Origin of the sequence: Streptomyces sp. NPDC006174, assembly GCF_040614075.1 — a bacterium.
Classification (GTDB): Bacteria; Actinomycetota; Actinomycetes; order Streptomycetales; family Streptomycetaceae; genus Streptomyces.
In genome coordinates, this window is record NZ_JBEXTJ010000011.1 from 250,370 (window position 1) to 271,458 (window position 21,089).

Annotated in this window: 19 protein-coding genes; 4 read left to right on the forward strand and 15 right to left on the reverse strand. The window is 71.6% G+C overall.

Annotation, left to right across the window (positions count from 1 at the left end; translation table 11 throughout):
• Positions 1 to 30: 30 nt before the first annotated feature.
• Both ABZ267_RS25035 and ABZ267_RS25040 read right to left on the reverse strand, forming a co-directional pair.
• Positions 31 to 1,170, reverse strand: a complete 1,140-nt coding sequence (locus ABZ267_RS25035) for an AI-2E family transporter (RefSeq protein WP_356749257.1) — start codon at positions 1,168 to 1,170, stop codon at positions 31 to 33.
• A 161-nt stretch (positions 1,171 to 1,331) separates the two neighbouring features.
• The gene (locus ABZ267_RS25040; protein ID WP_356749206.1) at positions 1,332 to 1,526 is read right to left on the reverse strand and encodes a DUF3046 domain-containing protein; all 195 of its coding nucleotides are present in this window, start codon (positions 1,524 to 1,526) and stop codon (positions 1,332 to 1,334) included.
• A 79-nt stretch (positions 1,527 to 1,605) separates the two neighbouring features.
• Between ABZ267_RS25040 and ABZ267_RS25045 the strand changes: the two genes are divergently transcribed.
• Positions 1,606 to 2,520, forward strand: coding sequence for a hypothetical protein (locus tag ABZ267_RS25045; protein ID WP_356749208.1), 915 nt, complete (start codon positions 1,606 to 1,608; stop codon positions 2,518 to 2,520).
• A gap of 14 nt (positions 2,521 to 2,534) precedes the next feature.
• Here ABZ267_RS25045 and ABZ267_RS25050 read toward each other — a convergent pair whose 3' ends face one another.
• The 3 genes from ABZ267_RS25050 to ABZ267_RS25060 form a co-directional block, all read right to left on the reverse strand.
• The gene (locus tag ABZ267_RS25050) at positions 2,535 to 2,840 is read right to left on the reverse strand and encodes an AzlD domain-containing protein (protein WP_356749210.1); all 306 of its coding nucleotides are present in this window, start codon (positions 2,838 to 2,840) and stop codon (positions 2,535 to 2,537) included.
• On the reverse strand, positions 2,837 to 3,640 hold the full coding sequence (locus tag ABZ267_RS25055; RefSeq protein WP_356749212.1) for an AzlC family ABC transporter permease: 804 nt from the start codon (positions 3,638 to 3,640) through the stop codon (positions 2,837 to 2,839). Before ABZ267_RS25055 ends, ABZ267_RS25050 begins: the two co-directional genes overlap by 4 nt.
• A 110-nt stretch (positions 3,641 to 3,750) precedes the next feature.
• A complete protein-coding gene (locus ABZ267_RS25060; RefSeq protein ID WP_356749214.1) occupies positions 3,751 to 4,662 on the reverse strand; it encodes an AraC family transcriptional regulator in 912 nt (303 codons plus the stop codon).
• A gap of 102 nt (positions 4,663 to 4,764) precedes the next feature.
• On the opposite strand from ABZ267_RS25060, the gene ABZ267_RS25065 reads away from it, so the two are divergent.
• The 3 genes from ABZ267_RS25065 to ABZ267_RS25075 are packed head-to-tail and all read left to right on the forward strand — an operon-like array spanning position 4,765 to position 11,202.
• On the forward strand, positions 4,765 to 9,459 hold the full coding sequence (locus tag ABZ267_RS25065) for a DEAD/DEAH box helicase (protein ID WP_356749216.1): 4,695 nt from the start codon (positions 4,765 to 4,767) through the stop codon (positions 9,457 to 9,459).
• A gap of 60 nt (positions 9,460 to 9,519) precedes the next feature.
• The gene (locus ABZ267_RS25070) at positions 9,520 to 10,371 is read left to right on the forward strand and encodes a DNA-formamidopyrimidine glycosylase family protein (RefSeq protein ID WP_356749217.1); all 852 of its coding nucleotides are present in this window, start codon (positions 9,520 to 9,522) and stop codon (positions 10,369 to 10,371) included.
• A 57-nt stretch (positions 10,372 to 10,428) separates the two neighbouring features.
• Entirely contained in the window at positions 10,429 to 11,202 is a 774-nt protein-coding gene (locus ABZ267_RS25075) for an SDR family NAD(P)-dependent oxidoreductase (protein WP_356749219.1), read from the forward strand.
• Here the strand turns inward: ABZ267_RS25075 and ABZ267_RS25080 are convergent.
• The 10 genes from ABZ267_RS25080 to ABZ267_RS25125 all read right to left on the reverse strand — a co-directional run bounded on the left by ABZ267_RS25080 (position 11,150) and on the right by ABZ267_RS25125 (position 20,873).
• Positions 11,150 to 11,482, reverse strand: a complete 333-nt coding sequence (locus ABZ267_RS25080) for a hypothetical protein (RefSeq protein WP_356749221.1) — start codon at positions 11,480 to 11,482, stop codon at positions 11,150 to 11,152. The two genes, ABZ267_RS25075 and ABZ267_RS25080, sit on opposite strands and share 53 nt — an antisense overlap.
• Before the next feature lie 162 nt (positions 11,483 to 11,644).
• Positions 11,645 to 11,821 (reverse strand): CsbD family protein, encoded by a 177-nt coding sequence (locus ABZ267_RS25085; protein WP_356749259.1) that lies wholly within the window; start codon positions 11,819 to 11,821, stop codon positions 11,645 to 11,647.
• A 36-nt stretch (positions 11,822 to 11,857) separates the two neighbouring features.
• Positions 11,858 to 12,328 (reverse strand): DNA starvation/stationary phase protection protein, encoded by a 471-nt coding sequence (locus ABZ267_RS25090; RefSeq protein ID WP_356749223.1) that lies wholly within the window; start codon positions 12,326 to 12,328, stop codon positions 11,858 to 11,860.
• A gap of 282 nt (positions 12,329 to 12,610) precedes the next feature.
• Positions 12,611 to 12,994: a helix-turn-helix transcriptional regulator gene (locus tag ABZ267_RS25095; protein WP_003965837.1), complete on the reverse strand. Its 384-nt coding sequence runs from the start codon at positions 12,992 to 12,994 to the stop codon at positions 12,611 to 12,613.
• Positions 12,995 to 13,103: 109 nt separating this feature from the next.
• Positions 13,104 to 13,613 carry a nicotinamide-nucleotide amidohydrolase family protein gene (locus tag ABZ267_RS25100; protein WP_356749225.1) on the reverse strand — a complete coding sequence of 170 codons (510 nt, stop codon included), beginning with the start codon at positions 13,611 to 13,613 and terminating at the stop codon, positions 13,104 to 13,106.
• A complete protein-coding gene (gene pgsA, locus ABZ267_RS25105; protein WP_356749227.1) occupies positions 13,610 to 14,458 on the reverse strand; it encodes a CDP-diacylglycerol--glycerol-3-phosphate 3-phosphatidyltransferase in 849 nt (282 codons plus the stop codon). The genes ABZ267_RS25100 and pgsA overlap by 4 nt, the downstream gene beginning before the upstream one ends.
• Positions 14,455 to 15,936, reverse strand: a complete 1,482-nt coding sequence (gene rimO, locus ABZ267_RS25110) for a 30S ribosomal protein S12 methylthiotransferase RimO (protein WP_356749229.1) — start codon at positions 15,934 to 15,936, stop codon at positions 14,455 to 14,457. Before rimO ends, pgsA begins: the two co-directional genes overlap by 4 nt.
• A 158-nt stretch (positions 15,937 to 16,094) precedes the next feature.
• Positions 16,095 to 16,898 (reverse strand): RodZ domain-containing protein, encoded by an 804-nt coding sequence (locus ABZ267_RS25115; protein WP_356749231.1) that lies wholly within the window; start codon positions 16,896 to 16,898, stop codon positions 16,095 to 16,097.
• A gap of 309 nt (positions 16,899 to 17,207) precedes the next feature.
• Positions 17,208 to 20,027, reverse strand: a complete 2,820-nt coding sequence (locus ABZ267_RS25120) for a DNA translocase FtsK (protein ID WP_356749233.1) — start codon at positions 20,025 to 20,027, stop codon at positions 17,208 to 17,210.
• Positions 20,028 to 20,189: 162 nt separating this feature from the next.
• A complete protein-coding gene (locus tag ABZ267_RS25125; protein ID WP_356749235.1) occupies positions 20,190 to 20,873 on the reverse strand; it encodes a response regulator in 684 nt (227 codons plus the stop codon).
• Between the last annotated feature and the right edge of the window lie 216 nt (positions 20,874 to 21,089).

Below are 21,089 nucleotides of genomic sequence, written 5' to 3' on the forward strand. Positions count from 1 at the left end.
GCAAGCCCGGCATGATCCGAACGAGAGGCCCTACCCGTCGGCGGGGCCGCCCGTCCGGCCGGGTCCGCCGAGCGCACGGCGTATCCGGGAGGCGACCGACTCGCCGCGCCGCGGTGGAGGGCCGCCGTGCACCCTGGGGTCGTCGGTGACGTCGTACCGCTTCACATAGGCACCCAGGAACGCCTGGAGCGTGGCGACGGCGGGGATGGCGATCAGCGCGCCGACGGCGCCCAGCAGGGCCGTCCCGGCGACCACCGAACCGAAGGCGACCGCCGGATGGATGTCGACCGTCTTCGCGGTCAGCTTGGGCTGGAGAACGTAGTTCTCGAACTGCTGGTAGACCACGACGAAGCCCAGCACCCACAGCGCGTACCAGGGGTTGACCGTGAAGGCGATCAGCATCGGCAGAGCGCCCGCGAGATACGTGCCGATGGTCGGGATGAACTGCGAGACGAGCCCGACCCAGACCGCGAGCGCCGGAGCGTAGGGCACGCCGAGGACGACCAGCAGGACGTAGTGCGCGACGCCGGAGATCAGCGCCATCAGGCCGCGCGAGTAGATGTAGCCGCCGGTCTTGTCGACCGCGATCTCCCAGGCGCGCAGCACCTCGGTCTGCCGGGCCGGCGGCAGTACGGAGCAGAGCGCGCGGCGCAGCCGGGGGCCGTCGGCCGCGAAGTAGAACGAGAACAGGAAGATCGTCAGCAGCCGGAACAGCCCGCCCAGCACCGTGGTGGAGACGTCGAGCACGCCGGTGGCGCTGTTCTGGACGTACTTCTGCAGCCAGTCGGAGTGCAGCAGGCTGTCCTGGACCTGGACCCGGGACAGCTCGGTGTGGAAGGTCTGGTTGACCCAGTTGATCACCGAGTCGATGTACTGCGGGAAGTCGTCGACCATGTCCACGATCTGGCCCGCGAGCATCGACCCCAGGAGGACGACGAACCCGAGACCGAAGATCATCAGTCCGATGAAGACGATGAACGTCGCCAGCCCCCGGCGCATGCCGCGGGCCGCCATCCGCCCCACGGCGGGCTCGATGGCGAGCGCGAGGAAGAACGCGATCAGCACATTGGTCAGCAACCCGATGACCTGGTCGAACGCCCAGCTGCCGAGCTGGAAGCAGGCGTAGAGCGCCAGGGCCAGGACCATCGCGCGCGGCAGCCAGCCCGGCATGCGGGCGGGCGCCGGGCCGGACGGTGGCGCGGGAGGCCCGGCGGGCGGGGCGTCGGACGGCTGGGCCGGAGCGGTCTCGTCTGTCGATGACACGGGACAAGTCTCGCCTACGCCACCGACAACCGGTCCCCCGGCCGGAGAACGCCCGGTGACGGCACGGGTCAGCGCTTGTCGGCGGGAACGTCCACGGCCGAGCAGACCGCGCGCCAGACGTCCTTGGCGTCCCAGCCCGCGTCCAGCGCCTGGTGCACCGTCCGGCCGCCGAGTTCGGCCATCACATGGTCACGGGCGAAGGAGTCCGCGTACACGCCACCGAAGTGGTCCGCCATCCGCTCCCAGAAAATCGTCAACCGCATGCCATCAGTATCGCGCTCCTGAGAGTGCACCGATCCGCCGGGCATGTGCCGGAGCCTCTTTCCCCTCTACGGTCGGTCCATGGCTGGAACCGGAGCACATCCCCTCGTCCGCGCCGAGCACTTCGTCTGGCTCACCGCCCGCGTCCTCGAACAGCGCAGGTTCGCCCACCGCTTCCTCGACGGCGCCCCGGACCCCGTCGAGACGGCGCTCACCGCCTACCGGAACGAGGACGGCGGCTACGCGCACGCGCTGGAACCCGATCTCCGCGGTCCGGTCAGCCAGCCGCTGCACACCGCCCACGCGCTCAGCGTCCTCGACTCGATCGGCCGCTGCGACGGTCTGCGCGTGGAGCGGATCTGCCGCTATCTGAGCGACGTGTCGACCAAAGAAGGAGCGCTGCCCGCGCTGCTCCCTTCACAGCGCGGCTATCCGGCCGCGCCGTTCGTCCCTGTGGTCGACGATCCACCGGCCGAACTGCTCGCGACCGGTCCGATCGCCGGGCTGCTCCATCGCAACGAGGTGTGGCACGCGTGGCTGTTCCGGGCCACGGACTTCTGCTGGAGCGCCGTCGACGCCCTGGAGCAGTCGCATCCGTACGAGATCGAGGCCGCGATCGCCTTCCTGGACGGCGTGCCGGACCGCGCCCGTGCCGAGCGGGCGGCGGACCGGCTCGGCCGGCTGGTGCGCGAGCAGCGGCTCGCGGTGCTCGATCCGGCCCGGCTCGCGGAGTACCCGGTGGCACCGGGCTACGCGCCGGGCGAGCACCACTTCCCGCACGACTACGCCCGTACGCCGGGATCACTGGCCCGCCGCTGGTTCACCGACGAGGAGCTGGAGCGCTCGCTCGACCATCTCGCCGCCGAGCAGCAGGAGGACGGCGGCTGGCCGGTCACCTGGCGGCAGTGGGCACCGGGCACCGCGCTGGAGGGGCGGCCCCTGGTGACGCTCAGGGCCCTGGAGACGCTCCAGGCCTACGGCCGCCTGCCGGGCTGACGAAGGCGGCTGGCTCAGCCAAGCGCGCGAACACCAGCCGTGACCACCACGGCCGCGCCGATGACCACCAGGAAGGGAGCGCGCAGGACGAGCGCGAGCGCCGCGCCGGCGAGTCCGGCGGCCCGGGCGTCGAGGACGAGCTGCTGTCCGTCGCCGAAGGTCTGCTGTGCGGTGAGGGCGGCCAGCAGCGCCACCGGCAGCAGGACGGCCATGCGTCGTACGAGCGGCCGCTCCAGCACTCCGGCGGGGACCAGCAGGCCCGCGTACTTGGCGAGGTAGCAGCCCACCGCCGTCAGTCCGATCGCTATCCAGACGTTCATGAATCCCGTCCGCCCTTCTTCTCCGTCGTCTCCGTCTGTGAGGCCGTCACCGCTCCTCGCTTGCGCCGTCCCATCAGGAAGAGGACGACGGGCGCGGCGAGCGCGGAGAGCAGGACAGGTACGCCGGCCGGCAGGACGGGCAGCAGCGTCAGGGCCAGCAGCACGGCGACGCCCGCCGTGACGCGTTCGGTGGTACTCCTGAGCATCGGTGCGAGCAGCGCGAGGAAGACGGCGGGGCTGGCCGCGTCCAGGCCCCAGGCCTCGGTGTCGCCGAGCGCCTCGGCGCCCATCGCACCCACCAGGGTGGTGAGGTTCCACAGCACGTACAGAGTGAGCCCGGTGACCGTGAAGCCCACGCGCGCGGACCGCCGGTCGGGCTGGGCCACCGTCACCGCGGTCGTCTCGTCGATCACCCAGTGGGCGGCGAAGGGACGTGCCAGGCGCGGAAGGGCCAGCAGCTGCGAGAGCCGCAACCCGTAGAAGGCGTTGCGGACGCCCAGGAAGAACGCTCCGGCCGCGGCCGTGTACGGGTTACCGCCCGCAGCCAACGCTCCGACCAGCGCGAACTGCGAGGCACCGGTGAAGACGAAGAGACTCAGGGCGCAGATCTGGAGCAGGCTGAGCCCGGAGCCGGCGGCCGTGACGCCGAAGGCGAAACCGGAGAGCCCGACGGCGACACCGACGGCGAGCGCGTCCCGTACGACGGCGGCGTCCGGCTTGAGCGGTGGAGTGCCGGGCGGCCCGGCGGCTATGGCACCGGTCACGACGGTGCTCTCTGGGGGTGCTGTCTGTTCTGCCACGCGCCGCACGTTACGGGGACGGTCCCGGCCCGGTCTTGTACGTTCTTGCGCTCCCTGCTTGTACGTTCTTGCGCTCCCGCTTGTACGTTCTCGCGCACCCGGCGTCGTCCCTAGGAGGCGTCCTGTGCGCGTCGGTCCCAGGAGGCGTCCCGTGCACGCCGGTCCTGGGAGGCGTCCCGTGCACGCCGGTAGACGCCTCGCTCGCGCTGGTACGCGCCGGGCGGCACTCCGACGATCCGGGTGAAGTGGCGGTTGAGGTGCGGCTGGTCGGTGAAGCCGACGGCGACCGCGGCCTCGGCGGGGGCGATGCCGGCGTCGAGCATCCGGCGGGCCCGGCGGACCCGGGCGTCGGTGAGCCAGGTGTGCGGCGGCATCCCGTACTCCTTCTTGAAGGCCCGCAGCAGCCCGAACGGGCTGGTGCCCAGCTCGGCGGCGAGCGCTTCCAAGGTGGGCGGCGCGTCCATCCGGCTCTCCAGCGCGCGGCGGGCGCGTTCGGCGTCCCGCGCGCCACCGGCCCGGGGTGTCGCGCCGAGGAGTGAGCTGCCGTGCCGGGTGAGGAGGCGGACCACCAGGACCCTCAGCAGACTGTCGGCGGCCAGCGCGTTGCCCTCCTCGGCGGCCCGGTGCACCTGGGTGATCAGCCGGGCTGCATACGGGTCGGTCACGCGGGTCTCGGCGAACCCCACCGTGCCGCGCAAGGGCGTCACCTCGGCCGCGATGTCGTTGATCACCTGGGCGGAGGGATAGAGCGTGTCGTACGCCCAGCCTTCTGGCCGGCCGGGCCGGGCGGTGTGCGGCACCTCCGGGTTGATCATCACGACGGTGCCGGGGATCGCGTGGACCGTGCCGCCCGGCAGCCCCACGTCCTCCACGCCGCCGGTGACCGCGCCGAACACGTACCCCTCGTGGCTGTGCCGGGGAAAGGTGTGGCGGACGTACCGGGCGCGCAGGAGATCGAGGTCGGGCAGCTCCGGGTACGTCCAGTGCCGCGCCCACTCCGTCGCCCGATCCGCTCCCGCCATGGCCACATTCTCGCAGGTCCCGGCCGTGTGACGCAGGGTGAGGGCCGGGTGCCGGGCGGTGTCGGAGGCCCGTTGTCAGTGTCGGGGTGCACGATGGGGGACATGACCGGCTCCGCTCTCGACGCCTTCTCGCCCGCGACCCGCAGCTGGTTCGCCGGTGCCTTCAGCGCGCCCACCGCCGCACAGGAAGGTGCCTGGCGGGCCATCGGCGAGGGCAGCGACGTGCTGGTGGTCGCGCCGACCGGCTCCGGCAAGACGCTGGCCGCCTTCCTCGCCTCGCTGGACCGGCTGGCCGCCGGTCCGCCGCCCGCCGAGGCGAAGAAGCGCTGCCGCGTGCTGTACGTGTCTCCGCTCAAGGCGCTGGCGGTCGACGTGGAGCGCAATCTCCGCTCGCCGCTGACCGGCATCCGCCAGGAGTCGGTGCGCCTCGGCCTGCCCGAGCCGGAGGTGCGCGTGGGCATCCGGTCCGGTGACACACCGCCCGCCGAGCGGCGCTCGATGGTGACCCGGCCGCCGGACATCCTGATCACCACACCCGAGTCGCTGTTCCTGATGCTGACGTCCTCCGCCCGGGACGCGCTGGCGGGCGTCGAGACGGTGATCCTGGACGAGGTGCACGCGGTCGCCGGTACGAAGCGCGGCGCTCATCTCGCGCTCTCCCTGGAGCGCCTGGACGAGTTGCTGCCCCGCCCCGCCCGCCGGATCGGGCTCTCCGCGACCGTCCGGCCGGTCGGCGAGGTGGCCCGGTTCCTGTCGCCACAGCGCAAGGTGGAGGTCGTCCAGCCGCCCTCCACGAAGGAGTTCGACCTCTCGGTGGTCGTCCCGGTCGAGGATCTGGGCGAGCTGGGCGGTTCACCGGCCACCGACGGGGACGCCGCGCAGGCGGAGAAGCCGTCGATCTGGCCGCATGTCGAGGAGCGCATCGCCGACCTCGTCCAGTCGCACCGCTCCACCATCGTCTTCGCCAACTCACGCCGGCTGGCCGAGCGGCTGTGCAACCGGCTGAACGAGATCGCGTACGAACGGGCCACCGGCACCGCGTTCGACCCGGACAACCCGGACAACCCCGCCCTCGACCTGCCGGAGGCGCACGTTCCCGCCGAGGTCATGGCCCAGTCCGGCGCGGGCCGTGGCGCACCGGCCCTGCTGGCCCGCGCCCACCACGGCTCGGTCTCCAAGGAGCAGCGGGCCCAGGTGGAGGAGGACCTCAAGGCGGGACGGCTGCCGGCCGTGGTGGCCACGTCCAGCCTGGAGCTCGGCATCGACATGGGCGCGGTCGACCTGGTGGTCCAGGTCGAGTCCCCGCCCTCCGTCGCCTCCGGCCTCCAGCGGGTGGGCCGGGCCGGGCACCAGGTGGGCGCGGTCTCCACCGGAGTGGTCTTCCCGAAGTACCGCGGCGACCTGGTGCAGGCCGCCGTCGTCACCGAGCGGATGCGCGAAGGGGCCATCGAGGCGCTGCGCATCCCGTCCAACCCGCTGGATGTGCTGGCCCAGCAGCTGGTCGCCATGGTGGCTCTGGACAGCTGGCAGGCGGACGACCTGCTGGCCTTGGTCCGCCGGGCCGCGCCGTTCGCCTCGCTCCCGGAGTCGGCGTTCACGGCCGTGCTCGACATGCTCGCCGGCCGCTATCCCTCCGACGCCTTCGCGGAGCTGCGGCCCCGCGTCGTGTGGGACCGCGTCGGCGGTACGGTCACGGGCCGGCCGGGCGCGCAGCGACTCGCCGTCACCTCGGGCGGCACCATTCCGGACCGCGGCCTCTTCGGGGTCTTCCTGGCCGGCGCGGACCCGAAGAAGGGCGGCGGCCGGGTCGGCGAGCTGGACGAGGAGATGGTCTACGAGTCCCGCGTCGGCGACGTCTTCACGCTGGGCACCACCTCCTGGCGGATCGAGGACATCACCCGCGACCGGGTCCTCGTCTCGCCCGCCCCCGGCGTTCCGGGACGGCTGCCGTTCTGGAAGGGCGACCAGTTGGGCCGTCCTTTGGAGCTCGGCCGCGCTCTGGGGGCGTTCCTCCGCGAGATCGGCGGGCTCTCCGAGGAGGAGGCGCGGCTGCGGCTGCTGGCCGCCGGGCTGGATGCCTGGGCGGCGGACAACATCCTGGCCTACCTGGACGAGCAGCGCCGGGCCTGCGGCCATGTGCCGGACGACCGGACGATCCTGGTCGAGCGGTTCCGCGACGAGCTGGGCGACTGGCGGGTCGTCGTCCACTCCCCCTTCGGCGCCCAGGTGCACGCCCCGTGGGCGCTCGCCCTCTCCGCCCGCCTCGGTGAGCGGTACGGGATGGACGCGCAGGTCATGCACGCCGACGACGGCATCGTGCTGCGGCTGCCCGACGCCGACATGATGGGCCTGGACCTCCTCGACTTCGACGCCCCGTCCACCACGGACGCGGCGAACGACCAATCGGCCGCGCAGCCCTTCTCGTACGACAGCGAACAGCCACCGGTCGGCGCCACCGATGTGGTCTTCGACCAGGGCGAGGTCCAGCAGATCGTCACCGACCAGGTCGGCGGCTCCGCGCTGTTCGCCGCCCGCTTCCGCGAGTGCGCGGCCCGCGCGCTGCTGCTGCCCCGCCGCTCTCCCGGCAAGCGCACCCCGCTCTGGCAGCAGCGCCAGCGCGCCTCCCAGCTGCTCCAGGTGGCCTCCGAGTTCGGTTCGTTCCCGATCGTCCTGGAAGCCGTCCGCGAATGCCTCCAGGACGTCTTCGACGTCCCCGGCCTCACGGAACTGATGGGCGACCTGGAGGCGCGCCGGGTCCGGCTGGTCGAGGTCACCACCCAGGAGCCCTCCCCGTTCGCCCGCTCGCTCCTCTTCGGTTACGTCGCGCAGTTCCTGTACGAGGGCGACTCACCGCTCGCCGAGCGGCGGGCGGCCGCACTCTCGCTGGACTCCCACCTCCTGGCCGAGCTGCTGGGCCAGGCCGAGCTGCGCGAGCTGCTCGACCCCGAGGTCCTCACCGAGCTGGAGCAGGAGCTCCAGTGGCTCACCGAGGACCGCCGGATCAAGGACGTCGAAGGGGTCGCGGACCTGCTGCGCGTGCTCGGCCCGCTCACCGACGCGGAGCTGGCCGAGCGCGGCGCCGAGCCCACCTGGGCGCCTGAGCTGGCGACGGCCCGCCGGGCCATCCAGGTCCGGATCGCCGGAGCCGACCACTGGGCGGCGATCGAGGACGCCGGAAGGCTGCGCGACGCCCTGGGCACAGCACTGCCGGTCGGTGTGCCCGAGGCGTTCACCGAGCCGGTGAAGGACCCTCTCGGCGATCTCCTCGCCCGCTTCGCCCGGACGCACGGTCCGTTCACCGCCACCCAGGCCGCCGAGCGGTTCGGCCTCGGCACCGCCGTCACGGACGGCGCGCTGCAACGGCTCGCCGCCTCCGGCCGGACCGTCCAAGGTGAGTTCCATCCGGCGGGCATCGGCCAGGAGTGGTGCGACGCCACCGTCCTGCGCCGGCTCCGCCGCCGTTCGCTGGCCGCGCTCCGCCAGGAGCTGGAGCCGGTGGAGCCCGCCGCGCTCGCCTCCTTCCTCCCGCAGTGGCAGCACTTCGGCTCGAACCGGCTGCGCGGCATCGACGGGCTGGCCCGCGCCGTCGAACAGCTCCAAGGAGCACCCGTGCCCGCCTCGGCCCTGGAGAAGCTGATCCTGCCGAGCCGGGTCATGGGCTACACCCCGGCGATGCTCGACGAGCTGACGACCACCGGTGAGGTGATCTGGGCCGGAGCCGGAGCGCTGCCCGGCAAGGACGGCTGGCTCTCGCTCTATCCGGCCGACAGCGCGCCTCTGCTCCTGCCCGCACCGCACCCGCTGGAGCTGTCCGCGCTCCACGAATCCCTGCTCACCACCCTCTCCGGCGGGTACGGCCTCTTCTTCCGGCAGATCGCCGACCAGGTCCGGGCCACCACGCATCCGGACTCCTCCGACCAGCAGCTCGCCGACGCCCTCTGGGAGCTGGCCTGGTCCGGCAGGCTCACCAACGACACCCTCGCCCCGCTCCGCTCGCTCCTCGGCTCGGGCCGGACGGCGGGCTCCACCGCCCACCGCGCCAGACGCACCGTGCCGCGCGGGCGGTACGGATCCCTCACCGCGGCCGCCAGGCCCGCCTCCCGCACCGGCCCACCGACGGTCTCCGGCCGCTGGTCCCTGCTGCCACCACGCGAGCCGGAGCCCACCCACCGCGCCCACGCCCTGGCCCGCACCCTCCTCGACCGGCACGGCGTGGTGACCCGCGGCGCGGTGCAGGCCGAAGGGGTGGAGGGCGGCTTCTCCGCGACGTACCGCATCCTGGCCGCCTTCGAGGACAGCGGGCAGGCCCGGCGGGGCTATGTGGTGGAGGGGCTCGGGGCCGCACAGTTCGCGATGGACGGGGCGGTGGACCGGCTGCGGGCGGCCGCCACGGCCCGCGACCGCCGCGACCCGGGCACCGCGCCCCAGGCCCTGGTGCTCGCCGCCGCCGACCCGGCCAACGCGTACGGCGCCGCCCTGCCGTGGCCGGAGTCCCCGGACGGCGCCGGCCACAAGCCGGGCCGCAAGGCCGGGGCGCTGGTGGTCCTCGTCGACGGTGAGCTCACGCTCTACATGGAGCGCGGCGGCAAGTCCCTGCTCGCCTGGCCCACCGACCCCGACTCGCCGGCGCTGCTGGCGGCGGCCGAAGCTCTGGCCGCCTCCGCCCGCGCCGGTGCGCTCGGCACGGTGACGGTGGAACGGACGAACGGCTCCTCCTCGCTCACCTCTCCGCTGGGCCGGACCCTGGAGGCGGCCGGCTTCCTCGCCACTCCGAAAGGCCTGCGCCTGAGAGCGTGAGCCCCGACGGGCCCACACCGCCGCACCCCACCTCACCGCCCCTGGCCCCATCATGGAGGTATGCCCGAAGGAGACACCGTCCTGCAGACCGCCGCCCGGCTGCACGCAGCGCTGGCGGGCCGGGTCCTGACCCACGCCGACCTCCGCGTCCCCCGGTTCGCCACCTCCGACCTCAGCGGCCGTACCGTCCTGGACGTCACCGCACGCGGCAAGCACCTGCTGACCCGCGTCGAAGGCGGGCTGACCCTGCACAGCCACCTCCGGATGGACGGGGCCTGGCGGATCTACGCACCGGGCGAGCGCTGGCGCGGCGGCCCCGGCCACCAGATCCGCGCGGTCCTGACCAACACCGACCACACCGCCGTCGGCTACCGCCTCCCCGTCCTCGAACTGCTGCGCACCAGCGAGGAGAGCAAGGCGGTCGGCCACCTCGGGCCGGACCTGCTGGGCCCGGACTGGGACCCGGACCTCGCCGTCGAGCGACTCCTCGCCGCACCCGACCGCCCCATCGGCGACGCGCTCCTGGACCAGCGCAACCTCGCCGGCATCGGCAATGTCTACAAATGCGAGCTGTGCTTCCTGGCCCGCGTCACCCCCTGGCTCCCCGTCGGCGCCCTCCCCGAAGGAACGCTCCCCCGGCTGGTCGCCCTGGCTCACCGCCTCCTCGAAGCGAACCGCGACCGCCCCACCCGCACCACCACCATCCGCGCCGAACGCCGCCCCCGCCCGAACGCCCAGGCCACCGCACCCTCGCAACGGCCTCTCCCGCCCCTCCGGGTCCAGGACCCCCTCTACGTCTACGGGAGGATCCGCCGCCCCTGCCTGCGCTGCGGCACCCCGATCCGCAAGATCGACCAGGAGGACCGGCCCACGTACTGGTGCCCGGCCTGCCAATCAGGCCCGACGCCGTAAAGCACAGGACCCGCCCACCTGTTGACGATCCGTCAGATACGCCTCTACGGTCCCGTCATGGCCCTCTCCGTGCATGACGCGTACGACCTCACAGGCCGCTCCGCGTTCGTCACCGGGGCGGCGAGCGGGATCGGCCGGGCGAGCGCCGTGCTGCTGGCGGAGGCCGGGGCCATGGTCCACTGCGCCGACCGCGACGAAACCGGCCTGCGCCGGACGTACGAGGCGATCACGAGCGCGGGCGCCCGGGCCCGTACCCACGCCCTCGATGTCGCCGACCGCGAACAGGTCCGAGCGGCCCTACAGGCGGCGGGAGAGGTCGACATCCTGGTCGCCTCGGCCGGGATCATGCACACGAGCAGTGTCCTGGAGACGGAGGACGAGGACCTGGACCGGGTGCTGGCGGTCAATTTCAAAGGGGGGCTGTACGCCTGTCAGGAGGTGGCCCGCTCCTTGATCGCCCGTTCCGCTCCCGGTTCGCTGGTCACGATGGCGTCCGGCGCCGTGGACTCCGCGAGCGCGGGCCTGCTCTGCTACAGCGCGGCGAAGGCGGCCGTGGTCCAGCTCACGAAGACGCTCGCCTCCGAGCTGGGCCCGCACGCCATACGGCTGAACGCGGTGGCCCCGGGCTGGATCCGTACGCCGATGACCGGCCGGCACGGAGCCGAACAGCAACAGCGGGCGGAGGCCATGATGGCCCGCATCTCTCCGCTGGGCCGGGTCGGTGAACCCGAGGACGTCGCCCACACCGTGCTGCACCTGGCGTCCGACGCGTCGGCCTTCACCACCGGCCAGATCCTCCGCCCGAACGGCGGCGTCGCCATGCCCTGGTGACCCTCGCAGCGAGCCGCGAAGGCCCCGCCGCGAGCCGCCCGCGCCAGGCACCCGCCGTATACCGCCCAGTCCGAGCCCGTGAGGCCCGCTCCCCCGCCCTCGGCCGTCCCACCACCACGCCCACCGACGCCACATGGACCGGCAGCAGGCTCAGCCCCCAGCCGCCCGCCGCCACCGCGCCCTCCACCGCACCGGCCTGCTCCGGCCGGAACAACAGCCGCAGCACCGCCCACCACCACAGCCCGCCCAGGACCAGCGCCGGTATCCATCGCCGTACCATCGCTGCCCTCCTGCGGCCGACGTCCTTTCGGGCAGTTTCCCCTGGCAGCGGCACCGCCGCATGCAGAACGTACGGCCGACGGCTCCCCACACGCGCGGGTGCCCCCGCCGGAGATCGGCGGGGGCACCCGGGGAGGACAGCGGCGCGAGGCGCCGCATGCCCTTACTTGTCGTTGTCGTTGCGCAGCGAGTCCGTGACGCCCTTGGCGCGGTCGCCGGCCTCGTCGACCTTGTCCTTGGCCGTGGCCTTGGTCTGGTCGGCCTTGCCCTCGGACTCCTTGCGGTGGTCGCCGGTCAGCTTGCCGACGGCCTCCTTGCCCTTGCCCTTGAGCTTGTCCATGGCGTTGTCACCAGTCACGATGTCGATTCCTTTCGCTCAGGCACTTTCGGCCTGGAACATCCAGGCGTGCTTCTCGAGGTCTGCTGTCAGTGAGATCAGGATGTCCTGGGTCACGGGATCCGGCGCGTCGGTGACCTCGATGCGTTCCCGCATCCGGCCGATCACCACACTCAAGGCGTCGACGAGCGCCTTCACGGCGTCGGTGTCCTTGATCCAGCCCTCGGGGACGGACCGGATGGCGGTCTCCTTGGCGACGGTCGCGGAGCGGCCGTCCGGGTTGACGCCGAGCGCTGAGGCACGCTCGGCGACCGTGTCGGAGTGCTGGCGGGCCGTGGCCACCACGTCGTCGAGCTGGAGGTGTACGGACCGGAAGCGCGGGCCGACCACGTTCCAGTGGATCTGCTTCGCCACGAGGGAGAGGTCGACCAGATCGACCAGCGCGCCTTGCAGCGCTTCTCCGACGAGCTTGAGATCGCTCTCGGACAGTGGGCTCTTCACCACAGACATGCAAACACTCCCATCCGTCAGGCGTACTGCTGACCGTCGTCAGGCGTTTCACTGACCGTTTCGGCGCACCACTCACGATGACACAAAAGAAACAAAACAGTCATGTTGGCCTCAACCTCCGTCTGCCCGCTTCCTCGCGCCTCACACACGCGAGTCGCACACAGAAAAGGCACATCGAAGGGACGCGCACGGGGCACGCGGAAGAGCGCACACGCGAAAGTCCCGGCCGACCCCTGTGGGGGCCGACCGGGACTTCGGTCGAGCACTGTTGCCGCGCGCGGATCAGGCGGCGACGACGTCCACCGCTTCCGCGGGCGCCTTGATGGTCACCCGGCCCGACGGCACACCTGCGACCGACGAGACGGAGACGGAATTGAGCATGGGACGAACCGGTACTGGGACCGGATCACTGGCAGCTGCCGACTCGGCCAGCTCGGCGAGCGAGAGCTCGTCGCTCACTTCCCGCATGAGCTCGGACATCCGTACGTCAAGCGCGTCGCAAATCGCGGAGAGCAGCTCGGAGGATGCCTCCTTCTGCCCCCGCTCCACCTCGGACAGATAACCGAGCGAGACCCGGGCGGACGAGGAGACTTCGCGCAGAGTACGGCCTTGGCGCTGGCGCTGCCGACGCAGCACGTCACCCAGCAGGCGACGGAGCAGAATCATCGGTGGCTCCCTCCTCGGACCGCGTAGCCGCATCCTTCACGCCCTACCGTACCGCCTTGTGCCGCGGCCGTGCGGGGAGCGATGTCGTGTTCACTCAGGGCTGCAAACATCAATTCCCCCCGATCTGTTCCGTATCCTGTGCCCGCGCATTTGCGTCGAGTTCGCTCACGAGCAGATCGAGGGCTCTTCGCACACTCTCTCTACGGATGTCCGCCCTCGATCCATTCAACCGCAGAGCGGCCACTTTCTCGCCGCCGGAAGGTCCCGCTACCGCAACGTAGACCGTTCCGACTGGCTGCCCGTCCTGCGGCTCCGGGCCGGCGACGCCGGTCGTGGCGATCCCCCAGTCCGCGCCGAGCGCACGCCGCACACCGGCCGCCATCTGCCGTGCGACCTCGGGATCCACCGCTCCGCGCTCCGCCAGCAGGGTCCCGTCCACGCCGAGGATCTCGCCTTTGAGGGCGGTGGCGTACGCGGTGACCGATCCACGGAAGGATTGTGAGGCGCCAGGTACGGAGGTGAGCTCGGCCGCCACCAGCCCGCCCGTCAGCGATTCCGCGACGGCGAGCGTCTCACCGCGCTCCACGAGCCGCTCCAGCGCCCGGGCAGCGGCTGTCACCGCTCGGCCTCCGCGGCGTCGCGCGCCCCCAGGACAGGCTCCACAGCCGCCGGACCACCGGAAACCCGCACAGCCGGCCCGGAATCGTCGGCACCGGAAGCACCACCGGCACCAGAGACACCGGAAGCACCCGCACCACCCCCCGCCCCAGGAGACCCAGCCGCCTCGTTCAGCGCCTCCGCCGTGCGCCCCACGGCCGCACGCTCGGCGGCCAGGCTCCGGCGGCGCAGGACGACGGCCTGGCGTACGTAATCGAGACCGGTGACGACCGTCAGCACGACGGCCACCATCATCATCCAGAACCGCAGTGTGGCCAGCGGCCCGGTGAGCACCAGGACGTACATCCCGGCCGCCGTCCCCTGCGCCAGGGTCTTGAGCTTGCCGCCTCTGCTGGCCGGGATCACCGCGTGCCGGATCACCCAGAACCGCATCAGCGTGATGCCCAGCTCACGGGCGAGGATCACTCCGGTGATCCACCACGGCAGATCGCCGAGGATCGAGAGGGAGATCAGCGCGGCCCCCATGATCGCCTTGTCGGCGATCGGGTCGGCGATCTTCCCGAAGTCGGTGACCAGGTTGTACGCCCGGGCCAGATGACCGTCGAAGAGGTCCGTGATCATGGCGATGGCGAAGGCCGCCCAGGCGAAGGAGCGCCAGGCCGGGTCGTATCCGCCGTTGTGGAAGAGAAGCAGGACGAACCCGGGTACGAGCAGCAGCCGCACCATGGTCAGGATGTTGGCGATGTTCCACAGGCTGGCCTGGTTGACGGCCGCAGTCCCCAGCTTGCCGCCGCGGACCGGCTTCGCGCCGGAACCGCCTGCCGCGGATGCCGGGACTCCCGTCATCTGGCTGCCTCCGCAAGCTCGTGGTGTTCGGCCACCAGGTCGACGCCCTCGGTGCCCACTGCCTTTGCCTCGACCATACGGCCAGGCACGAGTCCCTCGCGTGTGGTGAAGACCACCTGGCCGTCCGTTTCCGGGGCCTGGTGTGCGGCGCGGCCGATCGCGACCTCACCGTCCTCGTCCGACTCGACGGACTCCACGAGCACCTGGAGGGTCTCGCCGACGCGCTCCTCGGCGCGCTGCGAGGTCAGCTCCTCGGCCAGCTGGGAGATATGGGCGAGCCGCTCCGCGATGGTGTCGGCGTCCAGCTTGTTCTCGTAGCCGACCGCCTCGGTGCCCTCCTCGTCGGAGTAGCCGAAGACGCCGATGGCGTCGAGGCGGGCGCCGGTGAGGAAGCGTTCCAGCTCGGCGAGGTCGGCCTCGGTCTCGCCGGGGAAGCCGACGATGAAGTTGGAGCGGGCGCCGGCCTCGGGAGCCTTGGACCGGATGGTGTCCAGCAGCTCCAGGAAGCGGTCGGTGTCACCGAAGCGGCGCATCGTGCGCAGCACGCTCGGGGAGGAGTGCTGGAAGGAGAGGTCGAAGTACGGGGCGACCTTCGGCGTCGAGGTGAGGACGTCGATGAGGCCGGGGCGCATCTCGGCGGGCTGGAGGTAGCTGACCCGGATCCGCTCGATGCCGTCCACGCCGGCCAGCTCGGGCAGCAGGGTCTCCAGGAGGCGGATGTCGCCGAGATCCTTGCCGTACGAGGTGTTGTTCTCGGAGACGAGCATGACCTCCTTCACGCCCTGCTCGGCCAGCCAGCGGGTCTCCTGGAGCACGTCCGAGGGGCGGCGTGAGATGAAGGAGCCGCGGAAGGAGGGGATGGCGCAGAAGGAGCAGCGACGGTCGCAGCCGGAGGCGAGCTTCACCGAGGCGACGGGGCTGGTGCCGAGGCGGCGGCGCAGCGGCGCGCGCGGTCCGGAGACCGGAGCGACGCCTTCGGGGAGGTCCTCGAGGGCCGGGGCGGGCGTCTCCTGGGCGTGGCCGGGCAGCGCCACGGCGGCGTCCTGGCGCTCGGCGGGGCTGATCGGCAGCAGCTTGCGGCGGTCGCGCGGGGTGTGCGAGGCGTGGATGCCGCCGTTGAGGATGGTCTGGAGCCGGTCGGAGATGTCGGCGTAGTCGTCGAACCCGAGGACGCCGTCCGCTTCCGGCAGGGCCTCGGCGAGGTCCTTGCCGTAGCGCTCGGCCATGCAGCCGACGGCGACGACGGCCTGGGTGCGGCCGTGGTCCTTGAGATCGTTGGCTTCGAGCAGGGCGTCGACGGAGTCCTTCTTGGCGGCTTCGACGAACCCACAGGTGTTGACGACTGCGACATCCGCGTCCGAGGCGTCCTCGACGAGGTCCCAGCCGTCCGCTGCCAAGCGGCCTGCAAGCTCCTCCGAGTCCACCTCGTTACGGGCGCAGCCAAGAGTGACAAGGGCGACGGTACGGCGTTCGGGCATGGACTCAAGACTACTTCGTCCCGGCGGCCCTCCCGCCGTGCAGGGTTGCCTGCGCTCTCTCTTGCTACGGGGAGTAACAGGCGGGAGGCCCGTCGGGAACGCCGACGGGCGCCCGGCACGAGGCCGGACGCCCGTCGGAGGGGTGAGGAGGCGCGGACTCAGCCGGCCTCGGGGTCACCCTTGGTGTACGTGAGCCGCTCGACCTGGCCCGGCTCGAAGCGGTCCTGCAGCTTCTTGCCGTTGACGAAGAGCTCGATCGCCCCGGCGTTGCCGAGGACGAGGTCGATGCGCTCCTTGTCCTGGAAGGTCTTGGACTCGCCTTCGAGCAGCAGCCCGTCGAAGAGCAGCCGTCCGTTGTGGTCCTTGACCGAGATCCAGCTCTTGCCCTGGTCCGCGCCGAGCTTGACCGTCACCTTGTCCCGGGGGGCGGCGGCGATGGCACTCTCGGACGGCACGGGCTTGGGGTCGGCGGGCTTGGTGGTGGTGGGCTTGGCCGCGGTCTTGTCGGGCTTGGAGCCCTCCGCGACCTGGGCGGTGTTGGACGGCTCGTCGTCGCCACCGTTGAAGAAGGTGAAGCCGACGAAGCCGATGACGGCGACGATGGCCGCGACCATGGCCGCGGTCCAGTTGGGCCGCCGCGGTTCGGAACGGATGCGCTCCGCCTCGAACAGCGGAGCGGCGGGGGTCGGTGCGGGACGGCCGCCGTGGTCGGCGTCGAAACGTTCGACCAGGGGTTCCGGGTCGATGCCGACGGCGCGGGCGATGTTGCGGATGTGGCCGCGCGCGTACACGTCGCCGCCACAGCGCGAGAAGTCGTCCTCCTCGATCGCGTGCACGATGGGGATGCGCACCCGGGTGGAGCTGCTGACTTCCTCGACCGTCAGACCTGCGGCGATACGAGCCTGCTGAAGGGCACGACCGACCGAAGGCCGGTCGTCTTCGGGGGAGTTGCCGATGGACACGGGGGCGCCTTTCGAGCGTGAGCCACCTGCTGGATGTTCAGTCTAGGGGGGGTACGAAAGGGAGGGGCAACCGGGAGGGACGACTTTGTACGCCATCGGGTTCGCCGGGCGGCCCGGTGGACCTCTCCGCGGACGGAGCGGCACCGGGACCGTGCCCCAGTCGAGGACTGGGCAACCTGGAGTGGGCCGAACAGGGTGGGTGACAAGGGGCTGGGCGGGAGGAGAGGAGCATCGTTCCTCCCCTCCCTCCAACTTGACGTACGACCGCACGAAACGGTTGCCCACGAAACCTTTACGGGTGGATTACCCCTACGGAGCGGATTCCCCGCGGATGACGGCCAACACTCCGTCGAGCTCGTCCGCTTTCACCATCACGTCGCGCGCCTTGGATCCCTCGCTGGGTCCGACGATGTTCCGGGACTCCATCAGGTCCATCAGCCGCCCGGCCTTCGCGAAGCCGACGCGCAGCTTGCGCTGGAGCATCGAGGTCGACCCGAACTGGGTGGAGACGACCAGCTCGGCGGCCTGGCAGAGCAGGTCCAGGTCGTCGCCGATGTCCTCGTCGATCTCCTTCTTCTGCTTCGTACCGACCACGACGTCTTCCCGGAAGACCGGGGCCATCTGGTCCTTGCAGTGCTGGACGACGGCCGCGACCTCGTCCTCGGTGACGAAGGCGCCCTGCATACGGGTCGGCTTGTTGGCGCCCATCGGGAGGAAGAGGCCGTCGCCCTTGCCGATGAGCTTCTCGGCGCCGGGCTGGTCGAGGATGACGCGGCTGTCGGCGAGCGAGGAGGTGGCGAAGGCGAGCCGGGAGGGCACGTTCGCCTTGATGAGGCCGGTGACCACGTCGACCGAGGGTCGCTGGGTGGCGAGCACCAGGTGGATTCCGGCGGCGCGGGCGAGCTGGGTGATGCGGACGATGGAGTCCTCGACGTCGCGCGGGGCGACCATCATCAGGTCGGCCAGCTCGTCGACGATCACCAGGAGGTACGGGTACGGCGACAGCTCCCGCTCGCTGCCCTCGGGTGTCTTGCACTTGCCGGTGCGCACGGCGTGGTTGAAGTCGTCGATGTGCCGGTAGCCGAAGGCGGCCAGGTCGTCGTAGCGCAGGTCCATCTCCCGCACGACCCACTGGAGCGCCTCGGCGGCCTTCTTGGGGTTGGTGATGATCGGCGTGATCAGGTGCGGAATGCCTTCGTACGCGGTGAGCTCGACGCGCTTGGGGTCGACGAGGACCATCCGGACGTCCTCCGGAGTGGCCCGGACCATGATCGAGGTGATCAGGCAGTTGATGCAGGACGACTTACCCGATCCGGTGGCGCCGGCGACCAGGACGTGCGGCATCTTCGCCAGGTTGGCCATCTCGTAGCCGCCCTCGACGTTCTTGCCGAGCGCCACGAGCATCGGGTGGTCGTCCTCGGCCGCGTCGGCGAGGCGCAGCACGTCACCGAGGTTGACCATCTCCCGGTCGGAGTTGGGGATCTCGATGCCGACGGCGGACTTGCCGGGGATCGGCGAGATGATCCGTACGTCCGGACTGGCCACGGCGTACGCGATGTTCTTGGCGAGCGCCGTGATCTTCTCGACCTTCACGGCGGGGCCGAGCTCGATCTCGTACCGGGTGACCGTCGGGCCCCGGGTGAAGCCGGTGACAACGGCGTCGACCTTGAACTCGGTGAAGACGTTGGTCAGCGAGGCGACGACGGCGTCGTTGGCCGCGCTGCGGGTCTTGCCGGGCCCGCCGCGCTCCAGCAGGTCGAGCGAGGGCAGCGAGTACGTGATGTCGCCGGCGAGCTGGAGCTGCTCGGCGCGGGCGGGCAGGTCCCCGGTGCGCTCGGGAGCGGGCTTGGTCAGATCCGGTACGCCACCGGGGCCACCGGGCCCGGAGGACGCGCCGGCCCGGTCCGCGCTCCGGTCCTCCTTCTCCGCGCCGCCGTCCCGCTCGGCCTCCCGGGCTCCGGGCACGGGCGTGGAGCCGGTACGGTCCCGGTCGCGGTCCACCGAGACGCCCTGGGTCAGGTCGGCGACGACCGGCGAAGGCGAAATGCCGTTGAGTACGGCCCCGTCGAGCGCGGCGGCCGCGGCGGCGGCGACGTCCACCGCGTCCAGAGGCCGGTTCATCGCGGGCTGCGCTGCGGGACGGCGGGGCCGCCTGCGCTTGGTGAGGGCCTGCTGCTCGGCGCTGTCGTGGTCGTACACGGCGTCGTCGGCGTCCGGGGCCTGCCGACGTCCGGAGCTGCGCCGCGTCCCGGCGGGCAGCGCCTCGCGCCACTGCTCGTCGTAGCGCTCGTCGTCGTCCTCGTACACCTCGCCGGGCTCGTACGCCGGTTCCACGATGCCGAGGCGGACACCGAGCTGGCGCAGCCGGCGCGGGATGGCGTTGACCGGGGTCGCGGTGACGACGAGGAGGCCGAAGACGGTGAGCAGGACGAGCAGCGGTACGGCGAGGACCTCGCCCATCATGAAGATCAGCGGCTTCGACGCGGCCCAGCCGACCAGCCCGCCCGCGTCCTGCATCGCCTCCGTGCCGTCCTCGCGGCCCGGCGACCCGCAGGCGATGTGGACCTGGCCGAGGATGCCGACGACGAGGGCGGAGAGGCCGATGACGATCCGGCCGTTGGCGTCGGGGCGCTCCGGATACAGGATGAGGCGTACGGCCATGGCGCCGAGCAGTATCGGCGCGAGCAGATCGAGCCGGCCGAACGCGCCGGTCACCAGCATCTCCACCAGGTCGCCGACCGGCCCCTGGAGATTGGACCAGGTGCCCGCGGCGACGATCAGCGCGAGGCCGATGAGCAGGAGCGCGAGGCCGTCCTTGCGGTGGGCCGGGTCAAGTCCCTTCGCACCGCGCCCTATGGAACGGAACACCGCGCCGACGCCGTGCGCCGTGCCGAGCCAGATGGCGCGCACGAGGCGGTAGATGCCGTTGGCGGGGGACGGCGCGGGTTTGGGCGCGGGCCTCTTGGCCGCCGCCTTCTTCGCGGGTGCCCTCTTGGCGGGCGCGGCCGCCTTCTTGGGAGCGGTCTTCCTGACGGGTGCGGCTTTCCTCGCCGGCCCAGGCGTACGGCCGGCGCGCTTCGCGGTGCCCGCTGTGGACTGGGAACCCTTGCCGGACGTACGTGAGGCCATGGTGCCGAGGTTACCGTTGTCGACGCCCGTGAACACGTTCGCCTACTGGTTCACCCGACTGTGTCGCCGCCCGACGGCCGGGAACTGACGCGCCCTCAGCGCGGTGAGCGCTCCGGACGTGGCCCGAAGCCCCTTTGTTCGTACGGCGGACGGGCGGAAAACCTAGCTCTGCGCGGGCAGGATCCCGGCGCCGCCGCCCGTGCCCGGCTCCAGCGCGTCGAGCGCGCGGCGCAGGCCGGTCAGCTTGCGTTCGAGATGGGCCGCCGTGGCGACGGCCGCCGCGTCGGCGGACTCGTCGTCGAGCTGCTTGGAGAGAGCCTCCGCCTGTTCCTCGACCGCCGCGAGCCGCGCGGAGAGCTCGGCCAGCAGACCGGCCGGCTCCTTCTCGTGCGCGCCGTTCGCCTGGCCGTCGCCGTCCAGCTGGAGCCGCAGCAGCGCGGCCTGCTCGCGGAGCTTGCAGTTCTTCATGTACAGCTCGACGAAGACCGAGACCTTGGCGCGCAGCACCCACGGGTCGAACGGCTTGGAGATGTAGTCCACCGCGCCGGCCGCGTATCCGCGGAAGGTGTGGTGCGGTCCGTGGTTGATCGCGGTGAGGAAGATGATCGGGATGTCCCGCGTCCGCTCCCGCCGCTTGATGTGGGCGGCGGTCTCGAAACCGTCCATGCCCGGCATCTGGACGTCCAGCAGAATGACCGCGAAGTCGTCCGTGAGCAGCGCTTTGAGCGCCTCCTCCCCTGACGATGCCCGGACCAGTGTCTGATCGAGCGCAGAGAGGATGGCCTCCAGCGCCAGCAGATTCTCCGGCCGGTCATCGACCAGGAGGATCTTGGCCTTCTGCACCATGGCCCGCCCTCCTCGCCCCGGAAATGCACCGGGTGCCGCCCCAGAGGACGACTCCCTTTCGCCGTCCGTCCTTGTGCCGGTCATGGTAGCCGCACCCCGCCCGTCACCACACCCTGTCACCGTGATGTCACTGTGCACATACCGCAAACGCGGTGGGAGACCAGAAGGTTCCCCGGATACAGGCCGTTCACACCCGTTCGCGCACAGCCGGTCAGC

Bases quoted from the DNA above. Each gene is read 5' to 3' on its own strand.
- ABZ267_RS25035 (WP_356749257.1), bottom strand. From the start codon at position 1,170: ATGCCGGGCTGGCTGCCGCGCGCGATGGTCCTGGCCCTGGCGCTCTAC.
- ABZ267_RS25040 (WP_356749206.1), bottom strand. From the start codon at position 1,526: ATGCGGTTGACGATTTTCTGGGAGCGGATGGCGGACCACTTCGGTGGC.
- ABZ267_RS25045 (WP_356749208.1), top strand. From the start codon at position 1,606: ATGGCTGGAACCGGAGCACATCCCCTCGTCCGCGCCGAGCACTTCGTC.
- ABZ267_RS25050 (WP_356749210.1), bottom strand. From the start codon at position 2,840: ATGAACGTCTGGATAGCGATCGGACTGACGGCGGTGGGCTGCTACCTC.
- ABZ267_RS25060 (WP_356749214.1), bottom strand. From the start codon at position 4,662: ATGGCGGGAGCGGATCGGGCGACGGAGTGGGCGCGGCACTGGACGTAC.
- ABZ267_RS25065 (WP_356749216.1), top strand. From the start codon at position 4,765: ATGACCGGCTCCGCTCTCGACGCCTTCTCGCCCGCGACCCGCAGCTGG.
- ABZ267_RS25070 (WP_356749217.1), top strand. From the start codon at position 9,520: ATGCCCGAAGGAGACACCGTCCTGCAGACCGCCGCCCGGCTGCACGCA.
- ABZ267_RS25075 (WP_356749219.1), top strand. From the start codon at position 10,429: ATGGCCCTCTCCGTGCATGACGCGTACGACCTCACAGGCCGCTCCGCG.
- ABZ267_RS25080 (WP_356749221.1), bottom strand. From the start codon at position 11,482: ATGGTACGGCGATGGATACCGGCGCTGGTCCTGGGCGGGCTGTGGTGG.
- ABZ267_RS25085 (WP_356749259.1), bottom strand. From the start codon at position 11,821: ATGGACAAGCTCAAGGGCAAGGGCAAGGAGGCCGTCGGCAAGCTGACC.
- ABZ267_RS25090 (WP_356749223.1), bottom strand. From the start codon at position 12,328: ATGTCTGTGGTGAAGAGCCCACTGTCCGAGAGCGATCTCAAGCTCGTC.
- ABZ267_RS25095 (WP_003965837.1), bottom strand. From the start codon at position 12,994: ATGATTCTGCTCCGTCGCCTGCTGGGTGACGTGCTGCGTCGGCAGCGC.
- pgsA (WP_356749227.1), bottom strand. From the start codon at position 14,458: ATGACGGGAGTCCCGGCATCCGCGGCAGGCGGTTCCGGCGCGAAGCCG.
- rimO (WP_356749229.1), bottom strand. From the start codon at position 15,936: ATGCCCGAACGCCGTACCGTCGCCCTTGTCACTCTTGGCTGCGCCCGT.
- ABZ267_RS25120 (WP_356749233.1), bottom strand. From the start codon at position 20,027: ATGGCCTCACGTACGTCCGGCAAGGGTTCCCAGTCCACAGCGGGCACC.
- ABZ267_RS25125 (WP_356749235.1), bottom strand. From the start codon at position 20,873: ATGGTGCAGAAGGCCAAGATCCTCCTGGTCGATGACCGGCCGGAGAAT.